Annotated in this window: 12 protein-coding genes; 7 read left to right on the plus strand and 5 right to left on the minus strand. The window is 42.9% G+C overall.

The features are described from left to right. The first annotated feature begins 243 nt into the window (after positions 1 to 243). Positions 244 to 636, plus strand: coding sequence for a VOC family protein (locus L4D78_RS14780; RefSeq protein ID WP_428467632.1), 393 nt, complete (start codon positions 244 to 246; stop codon positions 634 to 636). A 46-nt stretch (positions 637 to 682) separates the two neighbouring features. Here L4D78_RS14780 and L4D78_RS14785 read toward each other — a convergent pair whose 3' ends face one another. Then, a complete protein-coding gene (locus L4D78_RS14785; RefSeq protein ID WP_428467633.1) occupies positions 683 to 1,606 on the minus strand; it encodes a YeeE/YedE thiosulfate transporter family protein in 924 nt (307 codons plus the stop codon). Between the two features lie 169 nt (positions 1,607 to 1,775). On the opposite strand from L4D78_RS14785, the gene L4D78_RS14790 reads away from it, so the two are divergent. Beyond that, entirely contained in the window at positions 1,776 to 3,533 is a 1,758-nt protein-coding gene (locus L4D78_RS14790; protein ID WP_428467634.1) for a bifunctional metallophosphatase/5'-nucleotidase, read from the plus strand. Between the two features lie 345 nt (positions 3,534 to 3,878). Here L4D78_RS14790 and L4D78_RS14795 read toward each other — a convergent pair whose 3' ends face one another. The 4 genes from L4D78_RS14795 to L4D78_RS14810 all read right to left on the minus strand — a co-directional run bounded on the left by L4D78_RS14795 (position 3,879) and on the right by L4D78_RS14810 (position 8,484). Continuing rightward, positions 3,879 to 4,028, minus strand: coding sequence for a hypothetical protein (locus L4D78_RS14795; RefSeq protein WP_428467635.1), 150 nt, complete (start codon positions 4,026 to 4,028; stop codon positions 3,879 to 3,881). 116 nt (positions 4,029 to 4,144) lie between these two features. Beyond that, on the minus strand, positions 4,145 to 5,329 hold the full coding sequence (locus tag L4D78_RS14800; RefSeq protein ID WP_428467636.1) for a MalY/PatB family protein: 1,185 nt from the start codon (positions 5,327 to 5,329) through the stop codon (positions 4,145 to 4,147). Positions 5,330 to 5,625: 296 nt separating this feature from the next. Beyond that, positions 5,626 to 6,993, minus strand: coding sequence for a CoA-disulfide reductase (locus tag L4D78_RS14805; RefSeq protein ID WP_428467637.1), 1,368 nt, complete (start codon positions 6,991 to 6,993; stop codon positions 5,626 to 5,628). A gap of 72 nt (positions 6,994 to 7,065) precedes the next feature. Continuing rightward, on the minus strand, positions 7,066 to 8,484 hold the full coding sequence (locus L4D78_RS14810) for a cation:dicarboxylate symporter family transporter (RefSeq protein WP_428467638.1): 1,419 nt from the start codon (positions 8,482 to 8,484) through the stop codon (positions 7,066 to 7,068). Between the two features lie 637 nt (positions 8,485 to 9,121). On the opposite strand from L4D78_RS14810, the gene betI reads away from it, so the two are divergent. From betI to choW, 5 genes are all read left to right on the plus strand, one after another. Then, entirely contained in the window at positions 9,122 to 9,715 is a 594-nt protein-coding gene (gene betI / locus L4D78_RS14815) for a transcriptional regulator BetI (RefSeq protein WP_428467639.1), read from the plus strand. Positions 9,716 to 9,757: 42 nt separating this feature from the next. Continuing rightward, complete coding sequence (gene betB / locus L4D78_RS14820; RefSeq protein WP_428467640.1) at positions 9,758 to 11,218, plus strand: betaine-aldehyde dehydrogenase; 1,461 nt, start codon at positions 9,758 to 9,760, stop codon at positions 11,216 to 11,218. Positions 11,219 to 11,308: 90 nt separating this feature from the next. Beyond that, entirely contained in the window at positions 11,309 to 13,003 is a 1,695-nt protein-coding gene (gene betA, locus L4D78_RS14825) for a choline dehydrogenase (protein WP_428467641.1), read from the plus strand. 126 nt (positions 13,004 to 13,129) lie between these two features. Next, a complete protein-coding gene (locus L4D78_RS14830) occupies positions 13,130 to 14,080 on the plus strand; it encodes a choline ABC transporter substrate-binding protein (RefSeq protein WP_428467642.1) in 951 nt (316 codons plus the stop codon). A 113-nt stretch (positions 14,081 to 14,193) separates the two neighbouring features. Beyond that, on the plus strand, positions 14,194 to 15,042 hold the full coding sequence (gene choW / locus L4D78_RS14835) for a choline ABC transporter permease subunit (protein WP_428467643.1): 849 nt from the start codon (positions 14,194 to 14,196) through the stop codon (positions 15,040 to 15,042). Positions 15,043 to 15,044 lie beyond the last annotated feature (2 nt).

The following is a 15,044-nucleotide window of genomic DNA, read 5'->3' on the forward strand; positions in this document are numbered from 1 at the left end:
TCCCCAACAATCGTTGATGCACCCAATTGTTAGCACCTAGCTGATACTTATAAGCCTACATGACCACGGAAAAATATGGGGTAGAGAGGGTCACATTCTTGCAAAGTCTTTAATACAAATTAGATAGTTAGAGAAAAATATAACACTTGTTGCCCACAGATTGAGTTGTTATAGTCCCGCTAAAATAAAAGCAGGTTAACGTGTTGATAAAGCGCGTGTTACAACCACATTCAGGAGATGTCGATGGCTAAAATGATACATACAATGGTTCGTGTTTTTGATTTAGACAAGTCACTGTTGTTTTATAAGCAAGCGCTTGATTTAGATGTTGCAGAACGTCTCGATTTTGATGGTTTTAGTCTTGTTTACCTTCGTAATGAAGAAAACGACATGGAGCTAGAGCTTACATGGAATGAAGGCGCAGAACCTTATACGCATGGTACAGGCTATGGCCATATTGCGGTTGCTGTCGAAGCGCTAGAAGAGGAGCATGAAAAGCTAACGCAGCTAGGGTATGAACCTGCAGAAATTAAAGAATTCTTCCGCGATGGCCAGTTATTAGCAAAGTTCTTCTTTGTTGTTGACCCTGATGGCTACAAAATTGAATTCTTACAGCGTCATGGGCGCTATCAGTAAGTATCAATGAAGCTGCAATGTAGATGAATAGAGGCTACATTGCGGCTTATTTTGATGGAATCTCGCGGTTTAACCATTTTCTCAGCATCATTCCCGAAGCAATACCGAGCACAATAAACAGTACGGCGATAGCCCCTGCTGGTGAGATAGCGGGTAGAGCAATAAGCAATTGAGAGTCGTTTCCTCCCAGTGCGAGTGATGCACCAACGCCCATGATAATACCGGCAATAAAGTGGGTCATAAGCTGGTTGATCCTGAACTCAAACTGCGCAATGGAAAGCCGTTTCTTTGCTCCTGCTGCCATACCAACGATTAACCCAGTAATGATAAGGAACCGTTGAATAGAGGGCCATTTCCCTTCCTGCATATGAAGTGTTGCAGCAGATATGTCCTTAAGCAGCTGGCTTGGTGACCAGTTAGGCACCAGGTAAGTGAGAATGCTTGCGGTTATGCCAAAGAAGATAATACCCAGTAGCAGTGGACGTTTTTCGCTGTTAACTCGATAGAATAAAATAAAGCCAACAATCAACAGTAAGGCGAGGTGAAGTAACGATGGCGATGTAGTTGCTTGAATTTTGTTATATTCAAGATTCAGTGACATTGATGTAAGAGCAAACCAGCCAATGAGCCAACCCATCACGGTTAAGAGCATATGATAATGTCCCTTCGCAAGCTTCGATATCGTTGAAATTGAACAGCCTTTGTTAACGGCTGCACCAAAGCCAAACATGAATCCACCAATGATAAAATGAAAACTGATTTGGTAGCGATCTATCGACAAATCGAGAAGCTGATCGGTAGAAAAGGGCGTGACTAACCAATACCAAAAGCCACAACATAAGATGGTAATTAAGAAAGCAGGGCGTTTTGCTAGAAGTTCATGTACCCCTCTCACCATGCATAAACCCGTTCGTTGGGTAAGGTAGCCAACCAGTGTGGCAAGAAATATTGGCAGTATATAATTTATCATTGATTAGCTCTGACACGTTTTTGTCATGCTTCTAACTATAATACGTAAAAAAAGAATGATAATTATCACTTTAAAGAGTTAAAACGAAAGAGATGTAACATAAGCAATGTGATTTGCATCATGCTGTAATATGATGTACCGAGAATAAGACGGAGACATTATTACGATTATGAGCACTAACCGCCCTGCGAAAATTACGATAGCCCACATTAACGATACACATTCACATTTTGAACCGTCGTCTGTTTCTCTAACGCTACCCCGTGAGGTACTGAATTCAGAGACATCGGTTTTTTCCAGTTGTGGTGGATTCTCGCGTGTTTCATCTGCGGTGCAAGATGTTAAACGACAAGCATACTTAAATGACCGTGAATTTATGTTTGTTCATGCTGGTGACTGCTTTCAGGGAACCTTGTATTTTTCATTGTATAAAGGCGTGGCTAACGCCCGTTTACTCAATGCTATCGGTATTGATGCCATGGCCTTGGGTAATCATGAATTAGATATGGGCAACAATGTGGTTGCCGATTTCATGGATCTCGCTAATTTTCCATTATTAGCGGGTAACTGGGACTTATCTAAAGAGCACCAAACTAAACCCAACCCGTTATTGCCAAAAGAAAATGTTCTCGCTTTTGATAACAAAACTGGGCACGCAAAATACCTAGTGAAAGATGTTGCTGGAGAACCTGTTGCGATCTTTGGGCTCGCAATTGAAAACATGGCTGGTATCGCAAACCCTGATCCAGATACTGCATTTTTGAATGTTGTTGATGTTGCCAATAATACTGTGACTGCATTAAATTCGAAGGGTATCAATAAAGTTATTGTTTTAAGCCACCTAGGTTATGAACGTGATTTAGAACTTGCTGCGCAGATTGATGGGATTGGTGCAATTATTGGAGGCCATACCCATACAATGCAAGGAGACTTTAGCAATATTGGTTACGGCGTCACGGACTCTTATGGCCAAATGATTGCCGGTACTTGTGTTGTACAGGCTGGTTGCAATGCACTTGCACTTGGTCAGCTGCAAATTGATTTTAATGCTGATGGATCTATTGCTAAAGCAAGCGGAATCAATCAGTTACTGTTAGGGCGCCAGTTTACATTAGATGCAAGCCGTAATGAGCATCTTGAAAGCACCAGTCATGATGCCGTTAAAGCGTATTTGCTTTCACAGCCGAATGTTCGTTTTTGCATTAAAGACCCACATATAGAAAATTTACTGAATGAAGATTACCGACCTGCAGTGCGTAAACTTCAAACACAACATGTCGCGGAAATTGCTGAACCACTTCGCCATATTCGAGTTCCTGATCATAGAGGCGGAAGCCAAATAGCGCCTTTAGTTGTCGATAGCTTTGTATGGCAAGGGCGTCAACTTGGTTATGAGGTTGATTTTGGTATTCATAATGCGGGTGGTGTTAGAGCATCGTTACATAAAGGCGTAATTACGTCAGCGGATATTTCAGGACGGTTATTGCCTTTCGCCATTGGTTTAATGGTGTATCAAGTTAAAGGTCGCCAAGTAAGAGCAGCCCTTGAAGGTGCGATTGATAATGCAATTGATAATGGGGTAGAAGGAACGGGTAGCGGTAGTTTCCCTTATACCTCACACTTGCGATATATCTATCGTTGCTGTGCAGAGAAAGGTCAGCGCATAGAGGGGCTGCAAGTATTAAAAGTAGGGACTTGGTGTGATATCGATGACGATGAGGTTTATTCATCAATTTCTTCGGGTTATACCGCAACAGGTAAAGAAGGTTATGGTGCACTGCTTGATTATGACGTTGAACCTATTGCGATAAACCGAACGATGGCAGAATCATTTGAGGCTTATGCTCAAAGCCAGCAAGTAATTTCAGCTCCTAAAGCGGAACTCGCACAATTTATTCCTTGTGGATGCAATTCCATCGTCGCCTAGCGAATAAATAGCGTTGCTGTAATTCCTTTGGGATTACCAAATTTTTAGCCGTTATAAATAAAAGCCGATTTATGATCGGTTTTTTTTGTTTTTTCCTAAAGTATCGTTCGAATCTGACGATAATATAAACAATAAGGAAATAGATTGTTTTTATGATGGGCTCGTTTCATTTCAATACAATTGATATCGATTAGAAGCATAGCCTAATGGAGAGAATAATGACTCGAGATTGGTTTGATATGATGTTAGTGGGCGGCTGGGTTTCAGCGTGGGGCGTTATTGTTTATTTCATTCCAGCGATTGGTGTGTAATACCGGCTAAATAGAAGATGTTGGCTCTTGCTGATTACTGCAAGCTGAGGCCGAGTATATTACTCGGCGTTGATATAAAGGCCGCGGTGTATAATGTCTTTGCTTCTTTTATCGATAAGTCTTCAACGACGCGATAGGCTTCTTCTTTAAAGGCTATAATACCTTTGGTAATTGTCTGTGCCATGAATATTCTTTCACTCACTAATTGGGTATACCTTCCATTACTTCAGTAAGGGAAGTATCTAACGATAAGCGGCCATGTGGCCGCTTATCGTGTCTACATGGTGCTTGTTTGGATTATTACTGGTTGTTGCTGGAGCCATTTATGGCGGACTTAAGTAATTCAAATGATGCTTGAACCTGGTCTAGCGGTGAAGCGAAGTTCATTCGATAGAAGTTTTCATTCGGCTCACCAAACCATGTACCTGGTGTGAGTGCCATTTTTGCTTGCTCAGTCAGTAATGATTTAAGATCAGAGGCTTCTAAATTTAGCCCAGAAAAATCAAACCAAATCTGGTTGGTTCCTTCTGGGGCAAATGCCTTCACTTGTGGGAGTTCATTCGCCACAAAATTCACAATCCAATTTCGGGTGTTTTGGGTGTAATTCAAGAACGCATCAAACCACGCTTTACCATGCTGGTAAGCCGCAATCGTAGAGTAGGTAGTAAATGCATTACCATGATCAAGAGACATAGATGCTGACGTCGCTTTGATCTTTTCGCGTAATAGCTGATTATCGCTGTAGATATACCCATTAGATATACTATTCAGACCGAAGTTTTTAGCTGGAGAGCCAATAATGGTTAGGCTGTTGTCATAGTCTAATGTCGTCATACTGGTGAAGGTTGAACCCTCAAAAATAATATCACCGTGTACTTCATCACTAATGATGATCGTCTGATATTTTTCAGCAATCGCCACCAGTTGTTCTAGCTCTTCTTTGGTCCATACACGACCAACAGGGTTATGTGGGTTACATAGCAACACCATTTTTACGTTGCTGCTCTGTAATTGTTGTTCGAATTCTTCAAAGTCCATAACATAACGATCACCTTCAATTTTGAGTGTGTTATTCACGGCTTTTCGACCTGCTGATTCAATCAATCGGCGAAATTGATGGTAGACAGGTGTTTGAATCAATACGCCATCGCCTTCTTGTGTGAAATCACGGATTAATAATGCAATTGCACTTAGTACACCAGGCACTTGAACAAAGTGATCAGGGTTTAGGGTGATGTTGTGTCGTTCTTTATTCCACTCAGCAATTGATTGAAAAACGGTTTTTGAATCGAACTCATATGAGTAAGTTTCACGACTGACTAATTGCTGCATTGCCTTGCTAATTGGTGAGGCAATTGGAAAATCCATATCTGCAATCCAATACGGTACAACATCGTCGCCACCGTAAATTTGGTTGAGCATTTGGCTATCGCGCTTAATGAATTTGTCAGTAATGTGTGCATGAGTAGGTGTTACTTGAAACATGGTGTTCTCCAGTCATTTTCGTTTTATACAACTAAGACGGACTAATAAAGAAAAAGACGTAGCAAAATAGAATTAATTTCCAAAAAAGTGGAAATATTGGCATGAAGAGGGAGTTAGAGATTAAGAAAGTATGGGTATAAGGATAGAGGTGTTGATATACCCATGCATGTAACCAATGTATCAGTCACATACAGCATTATTTATACGATGTAATAGCTACATGTGACTTACATTGGTATGTGTTTAATGGATTAACAGCGATGTGTGTTTGGCAATAATATCAGTGTATTAAAGGTTCACTTTGCAACATTGCCTGCCACGTTTAGTGCATCCCATGTTCTGGCGAACGGTGGGGCATAACTAAAATCAAGGTAGCCCAATTGCTGCGTTGTCATCTTGGCTGTTATCGCTACGCTTAGGGCATTAAGGCGTCCTACTGCACCTTTCTTACCCACAATCTCCCCACCTAATAAGCGTTTAGACTCAGGGTGATAGACCAGTTTTATTTTTATATCTTCTTGCCCTGGATAATAATCGGTTTGGTTTTTATCTTTAATGACTGACGTTTTGACGACCATTTGATGTTGATTCGCAAGCCATTCAGATACACCAGTACTTGCCAGTTCAAAGTCCAGCACCTTTAAAGAAGATGAACCTAAAAAGCCATCGAGGTAAACCTCATTGCCTGCCAATTTATCTGCCATCATTCGTGCTTGTTTATTCGCAGTAGTTGCGAGAGGTAGATACACGGGTTTATTCAACACGAGGTGGTTAACTGTTGCACAATCGCCAACTGCATAAATGTTCGCAGTAGGTGTTGAACCATACTCATCAACCAAAAGTGCGCCATTGGCAGCTTTCGGTAAATCAAACATCGCAGTATTGGGTTTAAAACCAAGGGCTAAAATTACAATATCGGCTTCGATTTCATCACTGCGTCCTCCAGAGCTATTAGTGGTCGATATGATGTAGCCATTCGTTCCGTTATCACTGATGTGATTAACTTGCGTACCTGTCATTAGGCGAGTACCCGTTTCCCGAATCGAGGCCTCAACGTCTGCTATCATTTCTGGGCTAAATTGTCGGCTCATTATGTGCGCTTCACGCTCAATGAGAATGACCTCTTTACCTAAATCATGGGCTGCATCGAACATCTCTAATCCAATAAAACCCGCTCCAATGATAGTAATGCGCGGTTTATCGGTGTTTTGCAATGCTTGTTTTACCGCAATGCCGTCTTCCATGCTGGTTAGCGTGTAAACATGATTTGGGTTGTACTCTATCTTCTCACTGTTACCCGCGTAAGCAGTAAAGTCGGGTACGATTGGGCTAGCGCCCGTTGCGATGATCAGCTTATCGTAATGAAGCTGTTGCTGCTTTTCATTATGTAACGTTGTAACAGTTTGCTCGACAGGGTTGATGCCAATGACCTCTGTTTTTACGCGAACATCTATACCTGAGTCTATGGCTTGTTGCGGTGTACGTGAAATCATACGATCAGTATCGTCAAACTTCTGTCCAACAAAATACGGTAAGCCACAAGCGCCGAATGAGAGATAACTGCGTTTTTCAATGACGATAACGTCATCTGTTGGTTGGTTTCTTCTGTATTTAGCGGCAAAGCTCATACCTGCGGCACTGCCACCTAAAATAACGACTTTCATAGTAATAACTTCTTATTGATAGGGCACCAAGTTAGGTGCCCTTTAGATTAATTGAAACAAAGTAACGTGAGATTAAGCGACGATTTCATTGTTGGGTTTATCTTGGTTAGATAATGTTTCTTGAGCGTTATATTGCTCGACATCCAGAGAGTCGTTGCGCTTAGCGGTAATCACACCTGATAACATGGAACCTGAAATATTCAGGGCTGTACGTGCCATATCAATCAAGGCTTCGATAGAGACTAAAATGGCGACGACCGTGATATCTAATCCCATGATGGTAAGGACGGCTACGGCTGCGAATGTCGCACCGCCACCAACGCCAGCGATGCCGAATGAAGCAATCGCGATCACCGCAACAAGCTGTAGGATGAAGCTCAAGTCAACGGTGATACCCATAACTTGTGCTGCCATAATAGCGAGCATTGCAGGGTAAATACCGGCACAACCATTTTGGCCAATACTGGTGCCGAATGTCGCAGACATATTGGCGGTCTCTTCATCCACACCTAAACGCTGAGTTTGTGTGTCAACGTTAAGAGGGATGGCAGCCATACTAGAGCGTGAGCCAAAACCGAACAGTAATACTGGCCAGATTTTTTTCGCGAATATTTTTGGTGATAAACCAAATAAAGCAACCAATGCAAGATGAATGGCGAACATCACCCCGATGGCTGCATAACTTGCCATGAGGAAGCGTCCCATTTCAGCCAAAGCAAATAAGTCATTGGTCATCATAAACTTTGTCATTAGAGCGAAGACGCCATAAGGGGTTAACTTAAGAATCTCACGTACCATCGACAGTACGACTTCTTTAGTCGCATTGATGAAGTCGACAAAGCTTTGGACTTTTTCTGGTTTACGCTTTCTTACCTGAAGCACGCTAAAACCTAGGAACATACCAAACAGCACGGTAGACAGAGTCGATGTTCTTTCAACGCCTGTCAGCATCTCAAAAATGTTGGTTGGAATGATAGACAACACCAAGCTAGTCAAACTGTTATTCGACATGAGCTCTTGGGTTGATAGCAGCGTGTCACTGCGTGCTTCTATCGCATTATTTGTCCCCATTACATTGACTAGGCTGTTTGCATCGATATTAAACAAATAAATACTAGCAATACCGACCACGGCAGAAATAGCAACGGTCACAATCAATACCCCAATAATCTTGGGAGCGATTTTTGATAATGCGCTATTACCTTCAACGTTCATTATTGAGGCTGTCATGGCAATAAATACCAATGGTATAACTATCATTTGTAGCAGTTTGATGTAGCCGTTACCGAAAATGGAAATCAGGTCAGAAAATTGCGCGCTAATTTCACCGTCCGTGCCCAATATCAGTTGAATGGCACCACCAAATAACAAACCGCCGACCAATGCACTTAGTACGCGGTAGTTAAAGCTTTTCTTGCGCGATTTCAAGCGGGATAAAACGGCATAAAACCCCAAAAAGGCAACAATTAGCGTGATTAAGATTACGCTCATGTAAGGCTCCCAATATTCAATAATTCATAAGAGGGCCACGAAAAAACGTCTGTTTATTTCTGTGRCCAGATATTGCTTGTCATCCGGAATATCACAGCCCATATAACTGTCACCCGGTGAAGTAATGCCTGTAAGACGAATCAAGAAAAAAAAAGACGCTAAAAATCGAAGTAAAATTACAAATAATTTTTTTTTGAATTATTTACGCCCCTATGTTCATTTCACCACCTAGCCTGAATACGGTAAAAAATATGAAGGTTGCCTTTGTCGATTCTTATCGAAGATATAGACGCTGTGAATTCAATATTCTCTGCTATATGTTGATTTTTTGCGCAAGTTTTCCAGTGTTTAATTCGATGTTTTATGGTGTTACTAAACGTCTTTTTCTGGGTGGTTTTCAACCAATTACCATGAGGGTAAGTCAAAAGTAGATGTTTTTAGTACGAAACATTTAAAATATTCATAAATACCAGTAAATACATAAAACCCCTTAAAATTCATCTTGTTATGTTGCGGTGTGTTTTTTCATCTTGCTTTTAATTCATTACTGCACGAAACATTATTTTGACTTCCTTCTGAGAAGATGTAAGTCTATTTTTAATTAAACGTTCAATTAAAAAACATTTGAGTAACAGATATGCCAAAAGTAGGGATGCCAGAAATACGTCGACCGCAGCTTGTTGAAGCGACGATGAGCGTTATTGATGAGGTCGGATTATCGGGGGCGAGTGTGGCCTTGATCAGCCGGAAGGCAGGTGTCTCTCCGGGTATTATTAATCACTATTTTGGCGGCAAGCATGGTTTATTGGAAGAAACGATGCGATCTGTACTACGTCAGCTATCAGTAACGGTGATTGAACACCTTCGTGCTGTTGATGGTAACGATGTTACGACAAGGATTAAGGCAATTGTCACTGCAAACTTTGATAGTCATCAGGTCGATAGCAAAGTTGTTAAGACATGGCTGGCATTCTGGGCGCAATCAATGCACGACAAGGATTTACATCGACTTCAACGTGTTAATGAGCGCCGCTTGTTGTCACRCCTTCGATGTGAACTTAAGAAGGTCTTACCGACAGAGAAGGCCATTTTTGTTGCGCAGGGAATTGCCGCGTTAATTGATGGTATTTGGCTTCGAGGCGCGCTAAATCCAGAAGGGATTTGCCCCGAAAAAGCACAGAAGATCATTTCTGACTACCTCGAAAAGCAACTCGCCCCTTATTCCAGCTGATGTGAAATCACATAATAAAATATTAATTATCAAGGCATTTTGATGAAAATGAAGTCCCTCTACATCCATGGTCAAGCAACTGATGTCTCATCAGGAGAAACGTTTATTACCTCTAACCCTGCAACGGGTGAACAACTGGCTGAAATTGGTCATGCATCAGCTCAAGATGTTGATCGCGCCATTGTATCGGCTCAAGAAGGCTTCAGAGTATGGTCAGCCATGAGTGGTATAGAGCGTGGCCGTATTTTGATGCGTGCGGTGGCCATTCTTCGAGATCGCAACGACGAGCTAGCACAGCTTGAAGTCAAGGATACTGGGAAACCGATCCAAGAAGCTATAGAAGTGGATATAGTTACTGGTGCGGATGTTATTGAATACTACGCGGGGCTTGCCGCTACGATACAAGGGCAGCAACAAGACTTGGGGCACGGTCAGTTTTTCTATACCCGCCGTGAACCTTTAGGCGTCTGTGCTGGTATTGGTGCGTGGAACTACCCAATTCAAATTGCAATGTGGAAATCGGCTCCGGCATTGGCAGCTGGCAATGCAATGGTGTTTAAACCATCGGAAGAAACGCCGTTATCGGTATTGAAGCTTGCTGAAATTTACACTGAAGCCGGTGTTCCCGATGGCGTTTTCAACGTTGTGCAGGGTGATTATCGTGTCGGCCAAATGCTGTCTCGCCATCCAGATATTGCCAAGGTTTCTTTTACTGGTGAGTCAGGCACGGGGAAAAAAGTGATGGCTGACGCAGCCGGTACACTTAAAGATATTACGATGGAGCTTGGCGGAAAGTCACCCCTGATTGTATTTGATGACGCCAAGCTTGATAACGCCGTTTCCGCAGCCATGCTAGCCAACTTTTATACGCAAGGTGAAGTCTGCACCAACGGAACTCGTGTGTTTGTTCATGATGCAATTTACGATAATTTTATCGAGCAGCTAGCCTACCGAACTAACAAATTGATTATTGGTAACCCTGCCGATATGTCGACCCAAATCGGTTCACTGATCTCTGGCGAACATCTAGAAAAAGTACTTGGTTTTATCCAAGCAGCTAAAGAGTCGGGTGCGAGACTTATTTGTGGTGGTGAACGTGAAGCTGGCAACGGGCTTGATAAAGGTTTCTTTGTTCAACCAACCATTTTTGCTGATTGCACTGACGATATGCCTCAGGTTAAAGAAGAGATTTTTGGTCCTGTGATGTCGGTACTGCGTTTTACTGATGAAGATGAGGTGATCAAGCGTGCTAATGCAACGCAGTACGGGCTTGCTGCAGGTTTGTTTACCCAAAACCTTTCTCGTGCCCATCGCGTAATTGCCCAAATAGAAGCGGGTATCTGTTGGGTGAATACATGGGGAGGTTCGCCGGCAGAAATGCCTGTCGGGGGCTATAAACAATCTGGCATTGGCCGTGAAAATGGCATAGACACACTTAACCATTACACCCAGAACAAGAGCGTGATGATTGAGCTTGGTGATCTTGAATGTCCTTACGATTAAGCCAGAAGGTACCTGCTGTTCTGGAGTGACAGCAGGTATTGAGAGCAACAGCAGGTTTAAATCTAATTGTCGAATCGAAAGGGAAATCAAATGAACACAACATACGATTATATTATTGTCGGTGCTGGATCTGCAGGCTGTGTACTAGCCGATCGTTTAAGTGCTTCAGGTGAGCATCATATATTATTGCTTGAAGCTGGTGGAAGTGACAAAAGCATCTTTATTCAAATGCCAACGGCATTGTCATACCCAATGAACAGTGAAAAATATGCATGGCAATTTGAAACACAGCCCGAGGCTGGGCTTGATAGCCGCAGCCTTCATTGCCCGCGAGGACGTGTACTTGGTGGTAGCTCCTCGATAAATGGGATGGTTTATGTGCGGGGACATGCTTGTGATTATGATGAGTGGGTAGAGCGGGGGGCAGCTGGTTGGAGCTACCAAGAGTGTCTACCATATTTTCGTCGTGCTGAGTCATGGGTTCGTGGTGGAAATGAATACCGAGGTGACGATGGCCCTGTCGCAACCTGCAATGGCAATGATATGGCGCTTAACCCGTTATATCAGGCATTTATCGATGCAGGGCAACAAGCGGGCTACCCGAAAACTGATGACTATAACGGTTATCAACAGGAAGGATTTGGGCCAATGCATATGACGGTCGATAAAGGTGTACGTGCCTCGACCTCAAATGCCTACCTGCGCCGCGCGATGAAGCGCGATAACCTTACAGTAAAAAAAGGTGTTGTAACCCGCAAAGTACTGGTTAAAAACAAACAAGCGATAGGTGTTGAAATAGAGCTCGGCGGTAAAGTGCAGTCGGTTTATGCCAACACCGAAGTATTGTTATCTGCAGGCTCAGTAGGATCACCGCAACTTCTTCAGTTATCAGGGATTGGCCCTAAAGCGGTATTGGAGCAAGCTGGCATTGCTGTTGAACAAGACCTACCGGGTGTAGGCGAAAACCTACAAGATCATCTTGAAGTGTATTTCCAATATGCTTGTAAACAGCCAATTACTCTGAACAGCAAATTAGGGCTTATTAGCAAAGGATTAATTGGAACGCGTTGGATATTACAAAAAGACGGCTTAGGAGCAACGAACCACTTTGAGTCATGTGCTTTTATTCGCTCTCGTGCCGGTTTGAAATGGCCCAATATTCAATATCATTTCCTACCAGCTGCTATGCGGTACGATGGCCAAGCTGCCTTTGATGGTCATGGTTTCCAAGTACATGTTGGCCCCAATAAACCGCATAGCCGTGGACGAATTTGGGTAACATCACCTGATCCTCACCAAAAGCCAAACATTGAATTCAACTATATCAGCACTGACCAAGATAAGCAGGATTGGCGCGATTGCATTCGTTTGACCCGTGAAATTCTAGCGCAGCCTGCTATGGATGAATATCGCGGTGAAGAGATCCAGCCTGGTGTCGATATTAATAGTGATGACACGATTGATGCCTGGGTTCGGCAAAATGTCGAAAGCGCCTACCATCCATCTTGTACTTGTAAGATGGGAGCGGATAACGATCCAATGGCAGTGCTTAATCAAAATTGCCAAGTCCGAGGAATAGAATCCCTGCGAGTGATCGATTCTTCCGTTTTCCCGACCATTCCTAATGGCAACCTTAATGCCCCAACCATCATGGTGGCAGAAAAGGTAGCTGATATCATCTTGGAAAATACGCCACTTTCACCATCAAAAGCACCGACATGGATAGCGTCGAAATGGGAAACAGAACAGCGTAATTGTACGGCTCAGCGGCCCATGCATACTTAACAATTAACTCTTTAAAACAAGGCTTCATTAGGGCGTTTTTACGTTTCCTAAGGGATCTTGCAACCTAAAAACTGCTAGTCATATTCAACATGACTTAGCATTAAAATAATGGATAAAGGAAAAGTCATGAAGACGAATACAGCCATCAAACACACACTTGTAGGAAGTACCGCTTTATTATTAAGTCTATCTGCGTCAACAGCTTTTGCTGCTCAATGCGATACGGTGCGTTTCTCTGATGTTGGTTGGACTGATATTACCGCAACAACCGCGATTACTAGCGAAGTACTTCAAGGACTTGGCTATGAAACCTCAACGCAGCTGTTGTCCGTACCTGTTACATATTCTTCGCTGGCAAACAACGATATCGATGTTTATTTAGGTAATTGGATGCCGACAATGGAGGCGGATATTGCCAAATATCAAGAAGACGGTTCAGTTGAAACCGTTCGTGCCAACTTAGAAGGGGCAAAGTATACACTTGCTGTACCTAAATATGTTTACGATGCCGGTGTACGTAACTTTGCTGATTTGGCAAAACACAAAGATGAATTCCGTGGCCGTATTTATGGTATCGAGCCGGGTAACGACGGTAATCGCCTGATCCAAGATATGCTCGATCAAAATGCATTTGATTTGAAAAGCTTCCGCTTAGTTGAATCCAGCGAAGCAGGCATGATGTCGCAAGTAAAACGCGCGGTTAATCGCAAGCAATGGATCGCTTTCTTAGGTTGGGCTCCTCATCCAATGAACAGCAACTTTGACATGGTTTACCTAGATGGTGGTGATGATTTCTTTGGTCCTAATTACGGTGGAGCGAGTGTCCATACCAATGTTCGCCAAGGCTATCTCGAAACGTGCCCAAATGTTGGCCAACTATTACAAAACTTAAGCTTTAGTTTGGAAATGGAAAGCCAATTGATGGGTAGCATTTTAGACGACAATATCAAGCCAGATGCAGCAGCTAAAGCTTGGCTAAAAGCGAACCCAGAAGTATTAGAAAAATGGCTTGAAAAAGTCACAGCGCGCGACGGTACTAATGCAAATGAAGCCGTTAAAACATATCTGAATATTTAATTAAAAGCCCAATGTTTATTCTGCTAGTGCAGCGGGAGCTGTGCTAGCTGCGGTTACTGTGTTTATATACAGTAGTGCGTAAATATAACAATATGGACCATTAAGGAGTAACAATGGACTTTATTACCGATCATAAAATCCCGTTAGGCGATTGGATGGCATCCTTCGTGGATTGGTTAACCTATAACGCCGCAGGTTTTTTTGATTCGCTTTCTTATACCTTAGAAATAATGATCATGTTCTTGGTCGACTTGTTTAAATGGTTTCCACCAGCAGTCCCTATTGTAATGACTGCTTTATTGGCATGGTTTCTTCACCGAAGTCTTCCGTTGGTCATCTTTGTCGCTGCTGCATTGCTGTTGATCATGAACCTTGGTTACTGGGAAGAGATGTTAGAGACGCTTGTACTGGTATTAACGGCCACGATGTTTTCTTTATTGGTGGGGGTTCCAGTAGGAATTTTAGCGGCACATAAACCATGGTTGTACACTATTTTACGACCGATGCTTGATTTAATGCAGACCATACCAACATTTGTTTATCTTATTCCAACCTTAGTGTTATTTGGTTTAGGGGTTGTTCCCGGCCTTATCTCTACCATTATTTTTGCCATTGCCGCTCCAATTCGCCTGACCTATTTAGGCATTAGCCGAGTACCGGAAGAACTGGTCGAGGCGGGGAGAGCATTTGGTGCCAGCCGTATGAAGTTGTTGTTCAAGGTTGAGCTACCGGCGGCAATGCCAAACATTATGGCAGGGGTTACACAGTGCATTATGTTATCGCTGTCTATGGTGGTGATTTCTGCGCTGGTAGGTGCTGATGGCTTAGGCAAGCCTGTTGTTCGCGCATTGAACACAGTGAATATTTCACAGGGGTTTGAAGCAGGGCTCGCGATTGTTTTGGTTGCAATAATATTAGATCGCCTATGTAAAACACCAGCCAGTCAGAACAGAGAGGGATAACC

Source organism: Photobacterium minamisatsumaniensis (assembly GCF_050336695.1).
GTDB lineage: Bacteria > Pseudomonadota > Gammaproteobacteria > Enterobacterales > Vibrionaceae > Photobacterium > Photobacterium minamisatsumaniensis.

What these genes read in the sequence shown, in the direction of transcription:
- L4D78_RS14780 (WP_428467632.1), top strand. Translation starts at nt 244, where the DNA reads ATGGCTAAAATGATACATACAATGGTTCGTGTTTTTGATTTAGACAAG.
- L4D78_RS14785 (WP_428467633.1), bottom strand. Translation starts at nt 1,606, where the DNA reads ATGATAAATTATATACTGCCAATATTTCTTGCCACACTGGTTGGCTAC.
- L4D78_RS14790 (WP_428467634.1), top strand. Translation starts at nt 1,776, where the DNA reads ATGAGCACTAACCGCCCTGCGAAAATTACGATAGCCCACATTAACGAT.
- L4D78_RS14795 (WP_428467635.1), bottom strand. Translation starts at nt 4,028, where the DNA reads ATGGCACAGACAATTACCAAAGGTATTATAGCCTTTAAAGAAGAAGCC.
- L4D78_RS14800 (WP_428467636.1), bottom strand. Translation starts at nt 5,329, where the DNA reads ATGTTTCAAGTAACACCTACTCATGCACACATTACTGACAAATTCATT.
- L4D78_RS14805 (WP_428467637.1), bottom strand. Translation starts at nt 6,993, where the DNA reads ATGAAAGTCGTTATTTTAGGTGGCAGTGCCGCAGGTATGAGCTTTGCC.
- L4D78_RS14810 (WP_428467638.1), bottom strand. Translation starts at nt 8,484, where the DNA reads ATGAGCGTAATCTTAATCACGCTAATTGTTGCCTTTTTGGGGTTTTAT.
- betB (WP_428467640.1), top strand. Translation starts at nt 9,758, where the DNA reads ATGAAAATGAAGTCCCTCTACATCCATGGTCAAGCAACTGATGTCTCA.
- betA (WP_428467641.1), top strand. Translation starts at nt 11,309, where the DNA reads ATGAACACAACATACGATTATATTATTGTCGGTGCTGGATCTGCAGGC.
- L4D78_RS14830 (WP_428467642.1), top strand. Translation starts at nt 13,130, where the DNA reads ATGAAGACGAATACAGCCATCAAACACACACTTGTAGGAAGTACCGCT.
- choW (WP_428467643.1), top strand. Translation starts at nt 14,194, where the DNA reads ATGGACTTTATTACCGATCATAAAATCCCGTTAGGCGATTGGATGGCA.